General features: G+C 68.9%; 9 protein-coding genes. 5 read left to right on the forward strand and 4 right to left on the reverse strand.

The features are described from left to right. Positions 1 to 108: 108 nt before the first annotated feature. Genes CVM50_RS05275 through CVM50_RS05290 form a run of 4 tightly spaced genes read right to left on the reverse strand, consistent with a single transcriptional unit; the run spans position 109 to position 4,054 of the window. A complete protein-coding gene (locus tag CVM50_RS05275) occupies positions 109 to 936 on the reverse strand; it encodes a heme ABC transporter ATP-binding protein (RefSeq protein WP_085887658.1) in 828 nt (275 codons plus the stop codon). Then, positions 933 to 2,039 carry a FecCD family ABC transporter permease gene (locus tag CVM50_RS05280; protein WP_408634050.1) on the reverse strand — a complete coding sequence of 369 codons (1,107 nt, stop codon included), beginning with the start codon at positions 2,037 to 2,039 and terminating at the stop codon, positions 933 to 935. Before CVM50_RS05280 ends, CVM50_RS05275 begins: the two co-directional genes overlap by 4 nt. Positions 2,040 to 2,051: 12 nt before the next feature. After that, complete coding sequence (locus CVM50_RS05285) at positions 2,052 to 2,969, reverse strand: heme/hemin ABC transporter substrate-binding protein (RefSeq protein ID WP_085887656.1); 918 nt, start codon at positions 2,967 to 2,969, stop codon at positions 2,052 to 2,054. After that, entirely contained in the window at positions 2,966 to 4,054 is a 1,089-nt protein-coding gene (locus tag CVM50_RS05290; RefSeq protein ID WP_085887655.1) for a hemin-degrading factor, read from the reverse strand. The genes CVM50_RS05285 and CVM50_RS05290 overlap by 4 nt, the downstream gene beginning before the upstream one ends. A 212-nt stretch (positions 4,055 to 4,266) precedes the next feature. Here CVM50_RS05290 and CVM50_RS05295 point away from each other — a divergent pair, with 212 nt between their 5' ends. From CVM50_RS05295 to CVM50_RS05315, 5 genes are all read left to right on the forward strand, one after another. After that, entirely contained in the window at positions 4,267 to 6,264 is a 1,998-nt protein-coding gene (locus CVM50_RS05295) for a TonB-dependent receptor plug domain-containing protein (protein WP_085887654.1), read from the forward strand. 201 nt (positions 6,265 to 6,465) lie between these two features. After that, positions 6,466 to 7,584, forward strand: coding sequence for an efflux RND transporter periplasmic adaptor subunit (locus CVM50_RS05300; RefSeq protein ID WP_085887653.1), 1,119 nt, complete (start codon positions 6,466 to 6,468; stop codon positions 7,582 to 7,584). Beyond that, on the forward strand, positions 7,581 to 8,690 hold the full coding sequence (locus tag CVM50_RS05305) for an efflux RND transporter periplasmic adaptor subunit (RefSeq protein ID WP_085887652.1): 1,110 nt from the start codon (positions 7,581 to 7,583) through the stop codon (positions 8,688 to 8,690). Before CVM50_RS05300 ends, CVM50_RS05305 begins: the two co-directional genes overlap by 4 nt. After that, positions 8,687 to 11,758: an efflux RND transporter permease subunit gene (locus CVM50_RS05310; RefSeq protein WP_085887651.1), complete on the forward strand. Its 3,072-nt coding sequence runs from the start codon at positions 8,687 to 8,689 to the stop codon at positions 11,756 to 11,758. Before CVM50_RS05305 ends, CVM50_RS05310 begins: the two co-directional genes overlap by 4 nt. Beyond that, a complete protein-coding gene (locus CVM50_RS05315; protein WP_085887650.1) occupies positions 11,755 to 12,438 on the forward strand; it encodes a TetR/AcrR family transcriptional regulator in 684 nt (227 codons plus the stop codon). Before CVM50_RS05310 ends, CVM50_RS05315 begins: the two co-directional genes overlap by 4 nt. Positions 12,439 to 12,474 lie beyond the last annotated feature (36 nt).

Raw genomic sequence — 12,474 nt, forward strand, 5'->3', positions numbered from 1 at the left:
CTTGACCCGCGTTACGTGCCGCCGACGCCCCTGCATCAGCGGTCCATTGTCGATAGCATGCCGGTCGCGAAAAGGAAGCTGAAACGCGCAACTTTGAGGAAAGTTGGCCTAACTGCGTAGTTCTAGGTCACTGCTTTCATGAGCAATTTGTGCTGACTGGGGCAAAAGGAACAGCCCGCTGCCGGGGGCGACACCCATGCGCAGGTCGCAGCCGTAGGCCCGGCTGAGCAGGTCGTCGGTCAGCACCTCTTCCGTCGGGCCGGCACCGATGCAGCGGCCCTGCTGCAGCAATACGACCTTGCGGGCATACATCGCCGTCAGGTTCAGATCGTGCATCACCGCGATGACCCCGCCACCGCGGCGGGCGAAATCGGCGGCGATCTCCATCACCTGCAGCTGGTGCGCGATGTCCAGCGCCGAGACGGGTTCGTCCAGGAACAACCAGCGCGGGCCGTGCGGGCCCACGGGCTCCTCCAGCTGCGCCAGCACGCGGGCCAGCTGCACCCGCTGCTGTTCGCCGCCCGAGAGTTCCTGGTAGAGGCGCCCGCCGTAATGCGCCAGATCGACCCGCGCCAGCGCGGCCAGGGCGCGGGCCGCGCCGCCGGGGCCCTCGGCGCCCAGGCGGACGACTTCCAGCACGGTGAAGGGAAAGCTCAGCGCGGTCTGCTGGGCCAGCACGGCGCGGCGACGGGCCAGGACCCAGGGATCGGCATCCACCACGTCCAGCCCGCCCATGCGCACCTGCCCGCCGGGCGCGATCTGGCCCGCGATCTCGCCGGTCAGCACGCGCAGCAGGGTTGTCTTGCCGGACCCGTTGGGGCCGACGATGGCGGTCACCTCGCCCGGTTCGGCGGCGAAATCCACCTGGTCCAGGATGGTGGTGCGGCGCAGGCGCAGGGTGATGTCGGTGGCGCTCAGGCTTGCAGACAGGGTCACAGGTCCAGCACTCCTCTCTGCCGCAGCAGGATCCACAGGAAGAAGGGGCCGCCCAGGATGGCGGTGACGATGCCAATGGGCAGCTCCGCCGGGGCGATGACCACGCGGCTGATGATGTCCGCCAGCAGCAGCAGCGAGGCCCCCAGCAGGGCCGCATTGGGCAGCAGGTCGCGGTGATCGGGGCCGGAGGCCAGGCGCAGCAGGTGCGGCACCACGATCCCGATGAAACCGATGCCGCCGGACATGGCGACGGCGGCGCCGGTCGCGGCGGCCACGGCCAGGATCGCCAGGTTCTTCACACGCTGGATACGGATCCCGAGGTGATAGGCCGCGGCCTCGCCCAGGGCCAGGGCGTTCAGACCCCGTGCCAGGAAGGGGGCGGCGATAAGCGCCGGCAGGATGATGGCCAGACCTGCGCCCACCTTGGTCCAGGTGGCGCCGGCCAGCGATCCCATGCCCCAGAAGGTCAGGTCGCGCAGCTGGTTGTCATCGGCCAGGTAGACCAGCACGCCCGAGGCCGCGCCGGTCAGCGCGCCCAGGGCGATGCCCGCCAGCAGCATCACCGCGACCGATGTGCGCCCCGCCCGCGTCGCCACGCGGTACAGCAGCATGGTGCTGGCCCAGCTCCCGACGAAGGCCGCGACCGGCACGGTGTAGATGCCCAGGGGCACCGCCAGCGCAGCGGGCAGGAGCCCACCCAGGACGATGGCCGCGATGGCGCCCAGGCCTGCGCCGGCACTGACGCCGACGATGCCGGGATCGGCCAGCGGGTTGCGGAACAGCCCCTGCATCAGAGCGCCCGAGACCGCCAGCGCGGCGCCCACGCCCATGCCCATCAGGGTGCGGGGCAGGCGGATCTGCCACAGCACGATCCGGTCCGACAGGGCCACTTCCTGCCCGCGCAGACCGTCCCAGAGCGCGGCCCAGAGGCTGGTGCCCGCGGCGCCGGTGGCGAGGCTGGCCGCGATGCAGCACATGAGGACGGCGAGCAGGATCAGCCGCAGGCGCCGGGCGCGCAGGCGCCGGTCGCCTGCGTGCAGCACGTCGCCGATGTCGGATCGCGCGTGCGACGGGGCGCCGGGGGCGCCCTCCGCGCTGGTCATCGCGGCCATGGCTCAGCCCTCCTCGGCGCTGTCGACCGCGTCGTGGGACGCCGCGGGCTGTGCCGCGCCCGCGGCGGCGGCCCGCAAGGCGGCGGCCAGGTCGCGCATCGCCTCCGGCGTACGGATGGAGAAGCCCAGCAGGTACATGCCGTCCATGGTGACGAAGGCGTCGTCCTGCCCGGCAGGCGTCGCGGCCACGGCCGGGTTTTCCAGCAGGGTGTTGGGGCCGGTGCTGTGATCGGCGCCACCGCCCGACATGCGCAGGATCACGTCCGGCGCCGCCTGGGTGATCGCTTCGTCGGTCAGGGGCTTGTAGCCTTCGAAGCTGCTGACGGCATTCTCGGCGCCCACGAGACCGATCATCGCATCCGCCGCCGTGCCGGAGCCTGACGCCATGATGCGCCCGCCCTGGGCCGACAGCACGAAGAGCACGCGGATCCCGTCGGCGCCGGCCTCGGCCTGGGCCTCCGCCATGCGCTGCCCCAGATCCTCGGCCAGGGCTTCTGCCTCAACCTCGACGCCCAGGGCGTGGCCCACGGTGCGCACCTTGGTCTTCAGCGCTTCGGTGTCGAATCCGTTGGGCACCACGGTAAAGGGCAGGCCGGCGTTTTCCAGCAGCGCCACCGCCTCCGGCGGGCCGGCGCCTTCCTCGGTCAGGATCATGTCGGGACCGACCGACAGCACGCCTTCGGGCGACAGCTGGCGGATGTAGCCCACGTCGGGCAACAGTTGCGCCTCCGCCGGAAAGACCGACGTCGTGTCACGGGCCACCAACCGGTGTTCCTGGCCAAGCGCGAAGACGATCTCGGTCACCGCGCCACCGATGGAGACGATACGCTCCGCCGGCTGGGCGGTGGCGGTCAGGGGCAGGGCAGCGGTCAGCGGCAATGCCAGGGCCGCGGCAATGAGGGTGCGGCGCGAGAGGGTCATGCCGGCACCTCGTCCGCGCAACGGGCGATCTCTTCCTCGACCAGCTTCATCCAGGCGGCATTGTGATCCACCTCCGACGTGCGGTGCCCGAACATCTGGGCGATCAGCCCGCCGCGCGCATCGAAGAAATCGACCGAGACGGCGGGGCCCCGGCGCGAGGGCTTGTTGGCGACCCAGACCTCGGCGATGTGATCGCCGCGCAGGTGCAGGTTGAAATCATCGTCCAGTACGTTCAGCCAGGGGCCCATTTCCTTGATCGGACCGATGGGCCCCGACACGATCTGGATGCAGCCGGCATTGCCGACGAAGATCATCGACGGCGTGCCGGTGTCGGCCAGCCGGTTCAGGAGGCGCCCGACCGACGCGGGCTCCAGCTTGCGGGCGTGGGGGGCGCCGACGGTGCGGTAGGCGCCCAGGCGGTTGACGCCGAAGGTCCTGCACATTGCCGGAAACTTGTGGGTGTCGCCCAGATCGGCCCAGGCGGCGCGCAGGGCCTCGGCCTTCTCCGGCGCTTCCTGCGCGGGCTCCACCGTGTCGCGGGGGCCGACGGGCAGGTCCCGGCTCTGGTCCTCCAGCGCCAGCTTGTCGCGCAGGGCCACCCAGGGGGCCGGGTCGGCGCCCTTGGCCAGGTAGATCTTGTGTACCGCGTCGCCGGCGGCATCGAAGACCTGGAAGCTGTGGCGCGGGCCGGCCTTGGTCTCGGCCACCACGGCGAAGCCATGGACCCAGTGGGAGGGGAAGAAGCGCAGATCGATCCGCCCGTTCAGCACCAGCCCGGCCCGTTCGGACCGGCGATAGCCGCCGTAGACGCCGTTGATCTCGCTGACCACGCTTTCGTTGCGGGTCAGGCCCATGACCTCGCCCAGCTCGGGGATCGCGGCCAGCAGGCTGTCCGGATCGGCGTCGATGCGGGTGACACGGTCGCCGTCGACCTGCGCGGCCAGCAGGCTGGCCTCGCCGATCCCGAGGCTTTCGGCCAGGTCGCGCGGACGCTGGGTGCTGTCGGCCAGGGCCTGGCGGATCGTTTCGGGGCTGGGCGGCGTGCCGGTTTCGGCGCGTGCGGGCGCGGCGGCGACTTCTGTCATGCGATGTCCTCTCGGTGTCCCGGTGGGGAAAGGTGAGGGGCTGGCGCATTGGCAACAGGGCCGGCTGGCGTCTCTCAGGTTAGTTGACAGAATTAATAAGATATCCTAGGCGGCGCAAGAGCTCGTCGGAGGGGAGTCCGACGCAAGCCCGAAAAAAGATCAGCCAGCCTCTTGGCCAGCCTCCCGTATCCACTCAGCCAAGGGGACACCCCATGCCCGCACGACCCTCCGTGCGCGCGCTGCTTCTGTGCAGTGCCGCGACCACTCTGCTATCCGCCCCGCTTCACGCCCAGACCGCCGACACCGGGATCGTGCTGGCGCCGATCACCGTCGACTCGAAACGTGAAGTGCAGACCGATACCGCCAATTCCGTGACCGTCGTCGATCAGGAAGAGATCCGCGACCGCCAGGCCTCCACCGTGGCCGAACTGGTGGAATCCGCCCCCGGGGTCAGCGTCTACGGTGCGCGCACGCCGCTCAGCTCGGGCATCAACATCCGCGGCTACGGGCCCAACGGATCCTACGGCGCCTCCAGCCACATCGGTGTCAGCATCGGCGGCTCCACCAAGGGCGCGGATGAACTCTATCGCATGAGCTCCCAGCTGTTCACCGACCCGGCGCTCTTCCGCGAGGTGGCGGTGACCCGTGGTCTGGCCGGCACGCTGTCGTTCGGCTCGGGCCTCTTCGGCGGCCTGCTGGAGATGGAGCCGATCCAGGCCTCCGACATGACCGGCGGGGAACCCGGGTTCAAGGTCCGCCAGATGCTGGAGTTCTCCTCCAACGACTACTGGGCGTCGTCCACGACCCTGGCCTGGCAGCCCACCGAGAACATCGAGATCCTCGGCAACTATACCTACCGCGAGGTGGACATCATCGAGGATGGCGACGGTGAGCCGATCAACGACGAGGGCTACGAGGAACCGTCCTGGGTGATCAACGGGCGCCTGACCTTCGGTGACAGCGACGAACACCAGGTCGGCGTGCTGCTGCAGCACACCGAGGCCTCGGAAAGGAACGTGCCCTTCAACCAGGTGGGCCAACAGTTCTTCGATTTCATCTTCGGCTATGTCGACCGCGACACCGAAGACGACACCATCGTCCTGTCCTATGACTACGACAGCCCGACGTCGGACCTGATCCACTTCGAGGCCGATCTGTCCTATTCCGAGCTCTACATCGACAACTATGCGCTGGCGCGTCCGGTGCCCGGCAACCTGGCCTTCACCGACACCGGCTACCGCACCCGGACCACCAAGCTGGTGCTGAAGAACACGGCGGAATTCGCCTCCGGCGGCGTCGATCATATGCTGCAGATGGGTGTCGAATACTCGCGCTCCCACCGGACCACCGACGATGTCGTGGAATCCGCGCCCGAGGGCAAGGAAACGGTTGCCGCCCTGTTCGTCACGGACGAGATGGAGATCGGTCGCCTGACCCTGACCCCGGAGCTGCGGATCGAGACCCAGACCATCGACGGGAGCGAGGATCGCTTCACCGCTGGCGGCTACGGCGAATACGACAACGTCTCCTACAGCGCCGGTATCGGGGCACTCTACAGCTTCGACAATGGCGTGTCGGTCTTCGGCTCGGCCTACTACGGCGAGGCCCTGCCCATCATCGACGACCTGGATGACGCAGATTACATCGTGCAGGAAGAGAAGGCGACCGAGGTCCAGCTGGGCGTCAGCTACGACGGCTTCGACGTCTTCGCCTCGGGCGATGCGCTGGCGCTGAAGGCCACCGCCTACAACCAGCACTTCTGGGACATGACCTCCTTCCTTGCCAGCAAGGTCGGCGGCGACACCTGGGGCCTGGAACTGGAAGCGGCCTATTCGATGGACAGCGGCTTCTACGTCGATGCCAACGCCAACATGATGCGCTCTCGTTCGCAGTATGACGACGGCACGCGCGGCTGGTCGGACATGGCGCCGGCAGACGAGCTGCGCCTGACCCTGGGGCAGAAGTTCGGCGAGACGCTGGATATGTCGCTGGAAACCGTCTTCGTCGACGACATCGACCGCGGCACCGAGGCGGACGGCTACACGCTCTACAACCTGCGGGCCACCTACAAGCCGCAGATGGGCGGCTTCGACGGCACCGAGGTGCGTTTCGGCGTGGAAAACCTGTCGGATGAAACCTACGGGCCCCGCCTGTCGGCCCGCAACGCCGCTGGCCGCACCTTCAAGGTCACGCTGGCCAGGACCTTCTGACCGCCGGATCAGCAGACCACATCGGCCCGATCCGTTCGGGCCAACCCGGGCCCCGCCATCGCGCGGGGCCCTTTTCGTATGGGGCGGGGGAAGGGGAGACGCATCGGCGTGTGACAGAACGGTGACATTGATGTCATCTTGACAATTTTGTCATTTCGGTGAATCTCTTCGCCTCGAACCGGCGCGTTTCAGGAGGCCTGCATGACAGGAACACCGACCCGGCGCGGGGCCCTGGCCCTGCTTGCCCTGCCTGCTCTCATCACCCTGGCCCTGCCGCCCGTCGCCCGCGCGGCGGAGGAGGCGACCCCGGTCGCGGCTTCGGCCCCGGCCTCGGCCCTGCCGGTAACCGTCGTCGATGCCCGCATGACCGCGCCCGAACGCAGCATCCGCCTGACCGGCACCATCGAGGCGCTGGACAGCTACCCGGCTGGGTTCCGCGATGGCGGGCGGGTGATCTCCGTCGCCGTCGACGTGGGTGACGAGGTGCAGAAAGGGGATGAGATCGCCCGGGTCGATCCGACCCGCACCGAGGCGGCCCTGCGCGCCGCCCGCGCCTCCGTCGATGCCACCCAGGCCGCGCTGGACCAGGCGGACCAGGCCCGGACCCGCGCCGAAAGCCTGCTGGAGCGCGGCTCGGGCACCCAGGCGGACCTGGACAGCGCGACCGAGGCCTATCTGACCGCCCGCGCCGCCCGTGACCAGGCCGAGGCGCAGCTGGCCACCGCGCGCCGTGCTTTCGAGGATACCATTCTGACCGCCGTCGACGATGCCATCGTCACCGACCGCAGCGCCGAACCCGGCCAGGTCGTGGGGGAGGGGCAGCCGATCGTCACCCTTGCCTCGCTGGAAGGGCGCGAGGCGGTCTTCCTGACGCCGGATGATCCGCGCCTGTCGGACATCCTCGGTCAGGAGGTCGCCATCCGCCCGCTGGAAGGCGAGGTGCGCCTGCGTGTGCCGGTGACCGAAGTGTCCCCCGTCGTGGCTGAGACCGGCACGGTGACAGCCAAGGCCGCGATCACCGGCGATGTGGCTCATGGCTTTACCATCGGCGAGGCCGTCATCGGAGAGCTGCGCCTGACCGGGCGTCCCGTGATCTCGGTGCCCTGGACGGCGCTGACCTCCGCAGAGGGGGCCCCCGCTGTCTGGCGCCTGCCCGAGGGAACGGACCGGGTGGAATTGCAGCAGATCGAGATCGAGGGCTTCACCCGGGATCGGGTCGAGGTCGCCTCGGGGCTGACCGGCGGGGATCGCGTGGTGGCCGAAGGGTCGCATGCGCTGTTCCCCGGTCGCCAGGTGATCGTGCTGGAGGATGCGCAATGACCCATCAAGTTAACGCCCGCCGCGCCCCTGTGGCCCTGCTGCTGGCGGCGCTGCTTCTTCTGATCGCCCCCCTGGCATCTCGCGCCGCCGAGGAGGCGGCCGAAGGCGCGGCGGAGGCCCGTGCCCCGCGCCCTGTGGTGACCGAAATCGTCTCCGCCGACCCGACCCGGCAGCGTGCCTTCCCGGGCACGATAGAGGCCAAGCACCAGGCCGAGCTGGCCTTCCAGACCATCGGCCGCATCGCGCGGCTGGACGTGGCGCCGGGCGATGTCGTGGCCCGCGACGAGGTGCTGGCAGTGCTCGACCGGGTCAGCCTGCAGGAAGACCTGCGCGCCGCCGAGGCCGCCCTGTCCTCGGCCCGGGCCGAGGCCGATTTCGCCGAGCAGAGCTATTCCCGCGTCCGCGCCCTGGCGGATCGCGACATCGCCGCCCAGGCGCAGGTCGAACAGGCGCTGGCCAATCGTGATGCCACGGCCGCCCAGGTCGCCGCCGCCGAGGCGGATCTGGCCGCAGCCCAGGAGGCGCTGACCTACGGCAGTCTCACCGCGCCTATGGACGGCGTGGTGCTGGACACTCCCGTCGAGACCGGCACCGTGGTGTCGGCTGGCACCACGGTCGTCGTGCTGGCGGGGCTGACCGACCGCGAGGCGGTGATCGACGTGCCCGGCGATTTCCTGAAGTTGCTGCCGGAGGACGCCCGGTTCGAACTGCGCCGCCACGAGGGCGGCGAGCGCGCCGTACCGGCCCGTCTGCGCCTGGTGGAACCCGTGGCCGACGAGGCCCTGCGCGCGCGCCGCCTGCGTCTGACGATCACCGGCGACGAAAGCGTCTTTCGCATCGGCAGCCTGATCTCGGCCACCTACAAGGCCGAGGCGGAGGCGGTGATGACCCTGCCGCGCGCCGCCATCATCGGTGCCGACGGCGACCCTGCGGTCTGGCGTGTGGGGCCCGGCGCCCGGCGCGTGCATCGCGTGCCGGTTACCCTGGGCGCCGTGATCGGCGACCGGGTCGAGATTCGCAGCGGCATCGCCGTGGGCGACGAAATCATCGTGCGTGGGGCGCAGTCCCTGGAAGACGGCCAGCCGGTCGGGGAGCGTGAGCAATGAAAAAGGGCTTCAACCTGTCCGACTGGGCGCTGAACCACCGCTCCTTCGTGTGGTTCCTGATGATCGTCAGCCTTGCCGCGGGCGCCTTCGCCTATGCCTCCATGGGGCGCGAGGAGGATCCCAGCTTCACCATCAAGACCATGGTCGTCTCCGCCGCGCTGCCCGGCGCCACGGCCGAGGAAACCGTGACCCAGGTCACCGACCGGATCGAGAAGAAGCTGCAGGAGCTGGACACCCTCGATACCACCCGCTCCGTCACCTACCCGGGCCAGACCGTGGTCTACGTCGACCTGCTGCCAGAGGTGCGTGGCCCGGCGGTGGAGGCCAACTGGCTGAAGGTGCGCAACATGATGTCCGACATCCGCGGCGACATGCCGGAGGAATTCGGCGGCTTTTTCTTCAACGACGATTTCGGCGACGTCTACGGGTCCATCTATGCCTTCACCGCCGACGGCTTCAGCCCGCGCGAACTGGAACAGCGGGTGGAGGAGGTGCGCTCCGCCGTGCTGCAACTGGATGCCGCCGGCAAGGTGGAGCTTCTGGGCGTGCGCGACCCGGTGGTGCATGTCGAGTTCTCCACCGCGCGGCTGGCCGCGCTCGGCCTCGACAAGCAGACGGTGATGGATACCCTGGCGGCGCAGAACGCCATCGTGCCCTCGGGCTTCATCCACACCGGGGAGGAACAGATCCTGGTGCGGGTCACCGGCCAGTTCACCTCCGCCGAGGACCTGGCCTATGCGCCGCTGCGCGCAGGCAAGACCTTCTTCACCCTGGCCGACGTGGCCGATGTGACCGCGGGCTACGAGGATCCGCCATCCTCTCTTTTCCGCTTCAACGGAGACGAGGGGATCGCGCTGATCATCGGCATGCGCGAGGGCGAGAACATCCTCGACTTCGGCGAGGATCTGCACGGTCTGATGGACCGGGTCGCCGAGGAGCTGCCGGTGGGGATCGAGATGCACAAGGTCGCCGACCAGCCGCATGTGGTGGAGGAATCGATCAACCACTTCGTCAAGGCGTTGGTCGAGGCGGTGGTGATCGTTCTGGCCGTCTCCTTCGTGTCGCTGGGCCTGCGGGCGGGGCTGGTGGTGTCGCTGTCGATCCCGCTGGTGCTGGCGATCACCTTCGTCATCCTGGATGCCATGGGGATCACCCTGCAGCGGATCTCGCTGGGGGCGCTGATCATCGCGCTTGGCCTGCTGGTCGATGACGCGATGATCGCCATCGAGACGATGATCTCGCGGCTTGAACTGGGCGAAAGCCTGGGCAAGGCCGCCAGCTATGCCTGGACCTCGATCGCCTTCCCGATGCTGACCGGCACGCTGGTCACCGTGGCGGGCTTCATCCCGATCGGGCTGAACGCCAGTCAGGCAGGGGAATACACCCGCTCGCTGTTCTACGTGATCGCCATTTCGCTGGTCATCTCCTGGGTGGTGGCGGTGCTCTTCGCGCCCGTGCTGGGGGCGACCTTCCTGCCCCGGAAGATGAAGCACGAGGAACACAAGGCGGGCCGCATCCGCCGGACCTTCCACGTGGTGCTGCGCGGGGCGATGCGATTCAAGTGGCTGACCATCGTGCTGACCGTCGCGGCCTTCGGCGTCTCCATCGTCGGGTTGCAGAAGGTGGAACAGCAGTTCTTCCCGACCTCGGACCGCAACGAGATCATGGTGGACGTGACCCTGCGCCAGAACGCGGATTTCGACGCCACCAATGCCGAGATCAAGGTCTTCGAGGCCTGGCTGGCCGAGCAGCCCGAGGCGCAGTACTGGTCGACCTACGTGGGCCGCGGCGCGCCGCGCTTCCTGCTGACGCTGGATGCGCTGACCGCGACGCCGAACATCGGCCAGATCATCCTGATGACTGAAACCAACGAGGCACGGGACCGGCTGCGCGACAAGATCGCGGCCTTCGACAAGACGCGCCCGGCGGCGGAATATTTCCCCAAGTTTGTCGAAATGGGCCCGCCCGTGGGCAAGCCGGTGCAATACCGGGTGGCCGGGCCGGACTATGAAACCCTGCGCGATCACGCTCGTGACCTGGCCGCGACGCTGTCCGAGGACCCGCGCCTGACCGCGATCTCTCTGGACTGGAACGAACCGGCCCGCGTCGTGCGCGTGGTGCTGGACCAGGCCCGCCTGCGCCAGCTGGGGCTGACCCAGCAGGACGTGGGCCAGGCGCTCTATTCCCTCTTCGAGGGGGCGCCGATCACCGACCTGCGCAGCGGGACGAAACTGATCTCGGTGCTGGCGCGAGGCGTCGAGGCGGACCGGACGACGCTGGAAGCGCTGGAGAACCTGCAACTGGGCAATGCCCAGGGCACGCCCATTCCGCTGTCGGCCTTCGCCCGGCTGGAATGGACCACCGAACAGCCCGTCATCCACCAGGAAGACCGGGTGCCGACGATCACCGTCAAGGCCGCGATCACCAACGGCGATCAGCCGGCGACCGTGGTTGCCGACCTGGCGCCGGCCATCGACGCCTTCGCCGCCGACCTGCCCGCCGCCTATAGCGTCGAGGTGGGCGGTTCGGTCGAAAGCTCGGCCGAGAGCCAGGAGCCGATCGCGGCGGTCGTGCCGATCATGGTGCTGATCATGCTGACCCTGGTGATGGTCCAGATGCAGAGCTTCCGCCTGATGTTCGTGGTGCTTGCCGTGGCACCCCTGGGGATGATCGGCGTGGTGGCGGCCCTGCTGCCCGCCGGCGCGCCCCTGGGCTTCGTCGCGATCCTGGGCGTCCTGGCCCTGATCGGCATCCTGATCCGCAACTCGATCATCCTCTTCCAGGAGGTGAAGGACCTGCTGGATCGCGGGCGCACCCGCTGGGAAGCGGTGTTCGAGGCTTCCGACAGTCGCGCCCGGCCGATCCTGCTGACGGCGGCGGCGGCCTCGCTGGCGCTGATCCCGATCTCGCGCCAGGTGTTCTGGGGTCCGATGGCCTACGCCATGATGGGCGGCATCATCGCCGGGACGCTGATTACCCTGCTGTTCGCGCCCGCGCTGTACTGCGCCGTCTTCGGGGTGAAACGCCCCGAGGCGGGCGACGACACCACGAAGGCGCGCGCGACATGACCGGGGACCACAGGAAGGTCGTCGCCGCGCAGCGCCGCGAGAAGATGCGCCACCGCCTGATCGAGGCGGCGGTGCTGGTCTTCGCGGCCAAGCCCCATGGCGACGTGGTGATCGAGGATATCGTCGCCGAGGCCGGCGTGGCACGGGGCACCTTCTACAAGTACTTCGATACGGTGGAGGCGCTGCTGCATGCCGCCAAGATCACCATGGGCCACGAGATCCTGGAGATGGTGCTGCAGGAGCCGCGCGTCTCCGAGGATCCGGCGCGGGCGCTGGCCCATGACATCAAGCGGTTCATCCAGACCTGTCGCCGCTACCGGATCATCGGCTGCTTCTCCACCCGCACGGGGCTGGGCCCGGTCGACATGCTGGAGGAACCCTTGCCGCGCTACCTGGCGGAGGGCACGGCCTCGGGGCGGTTCTGCGCGCTGCCGGACTGGCTGGTGAAGAATATCCTGAAGACCGCCGTTCTGTCGGTGCTGATCCGCGAGGAAACCGGGGTCGACCAGCCGGGCGATGATTGCCTGTCCGTCGCCGCCGTGCTGCGCAGTTTCGGCGTGCCGCGCGACGAGGCGGAGGCGCTGTCGCAGGTGGACGGTGCGGCGCTGGCCGCCGCCCCCGATACCCTGATTGCCCGGGCCGAGACGATCCGCGCCGCAAGCGGCGACGCGCACCACTAGGCGCAGGGTTCGGCGCAGGTGCGATCACGTTGCGTT

Origin of the sequence: Pseudooceanicola marinus, from assembly GCF_002786295.1 — a bacterium.
GTDB lineage: Bacteria > Pseudomonadota > Alphaproteobacteria > Rhodobacterales > Rhodobacteraceae > Pseudooceanicola > Pseudooceanicola marinus.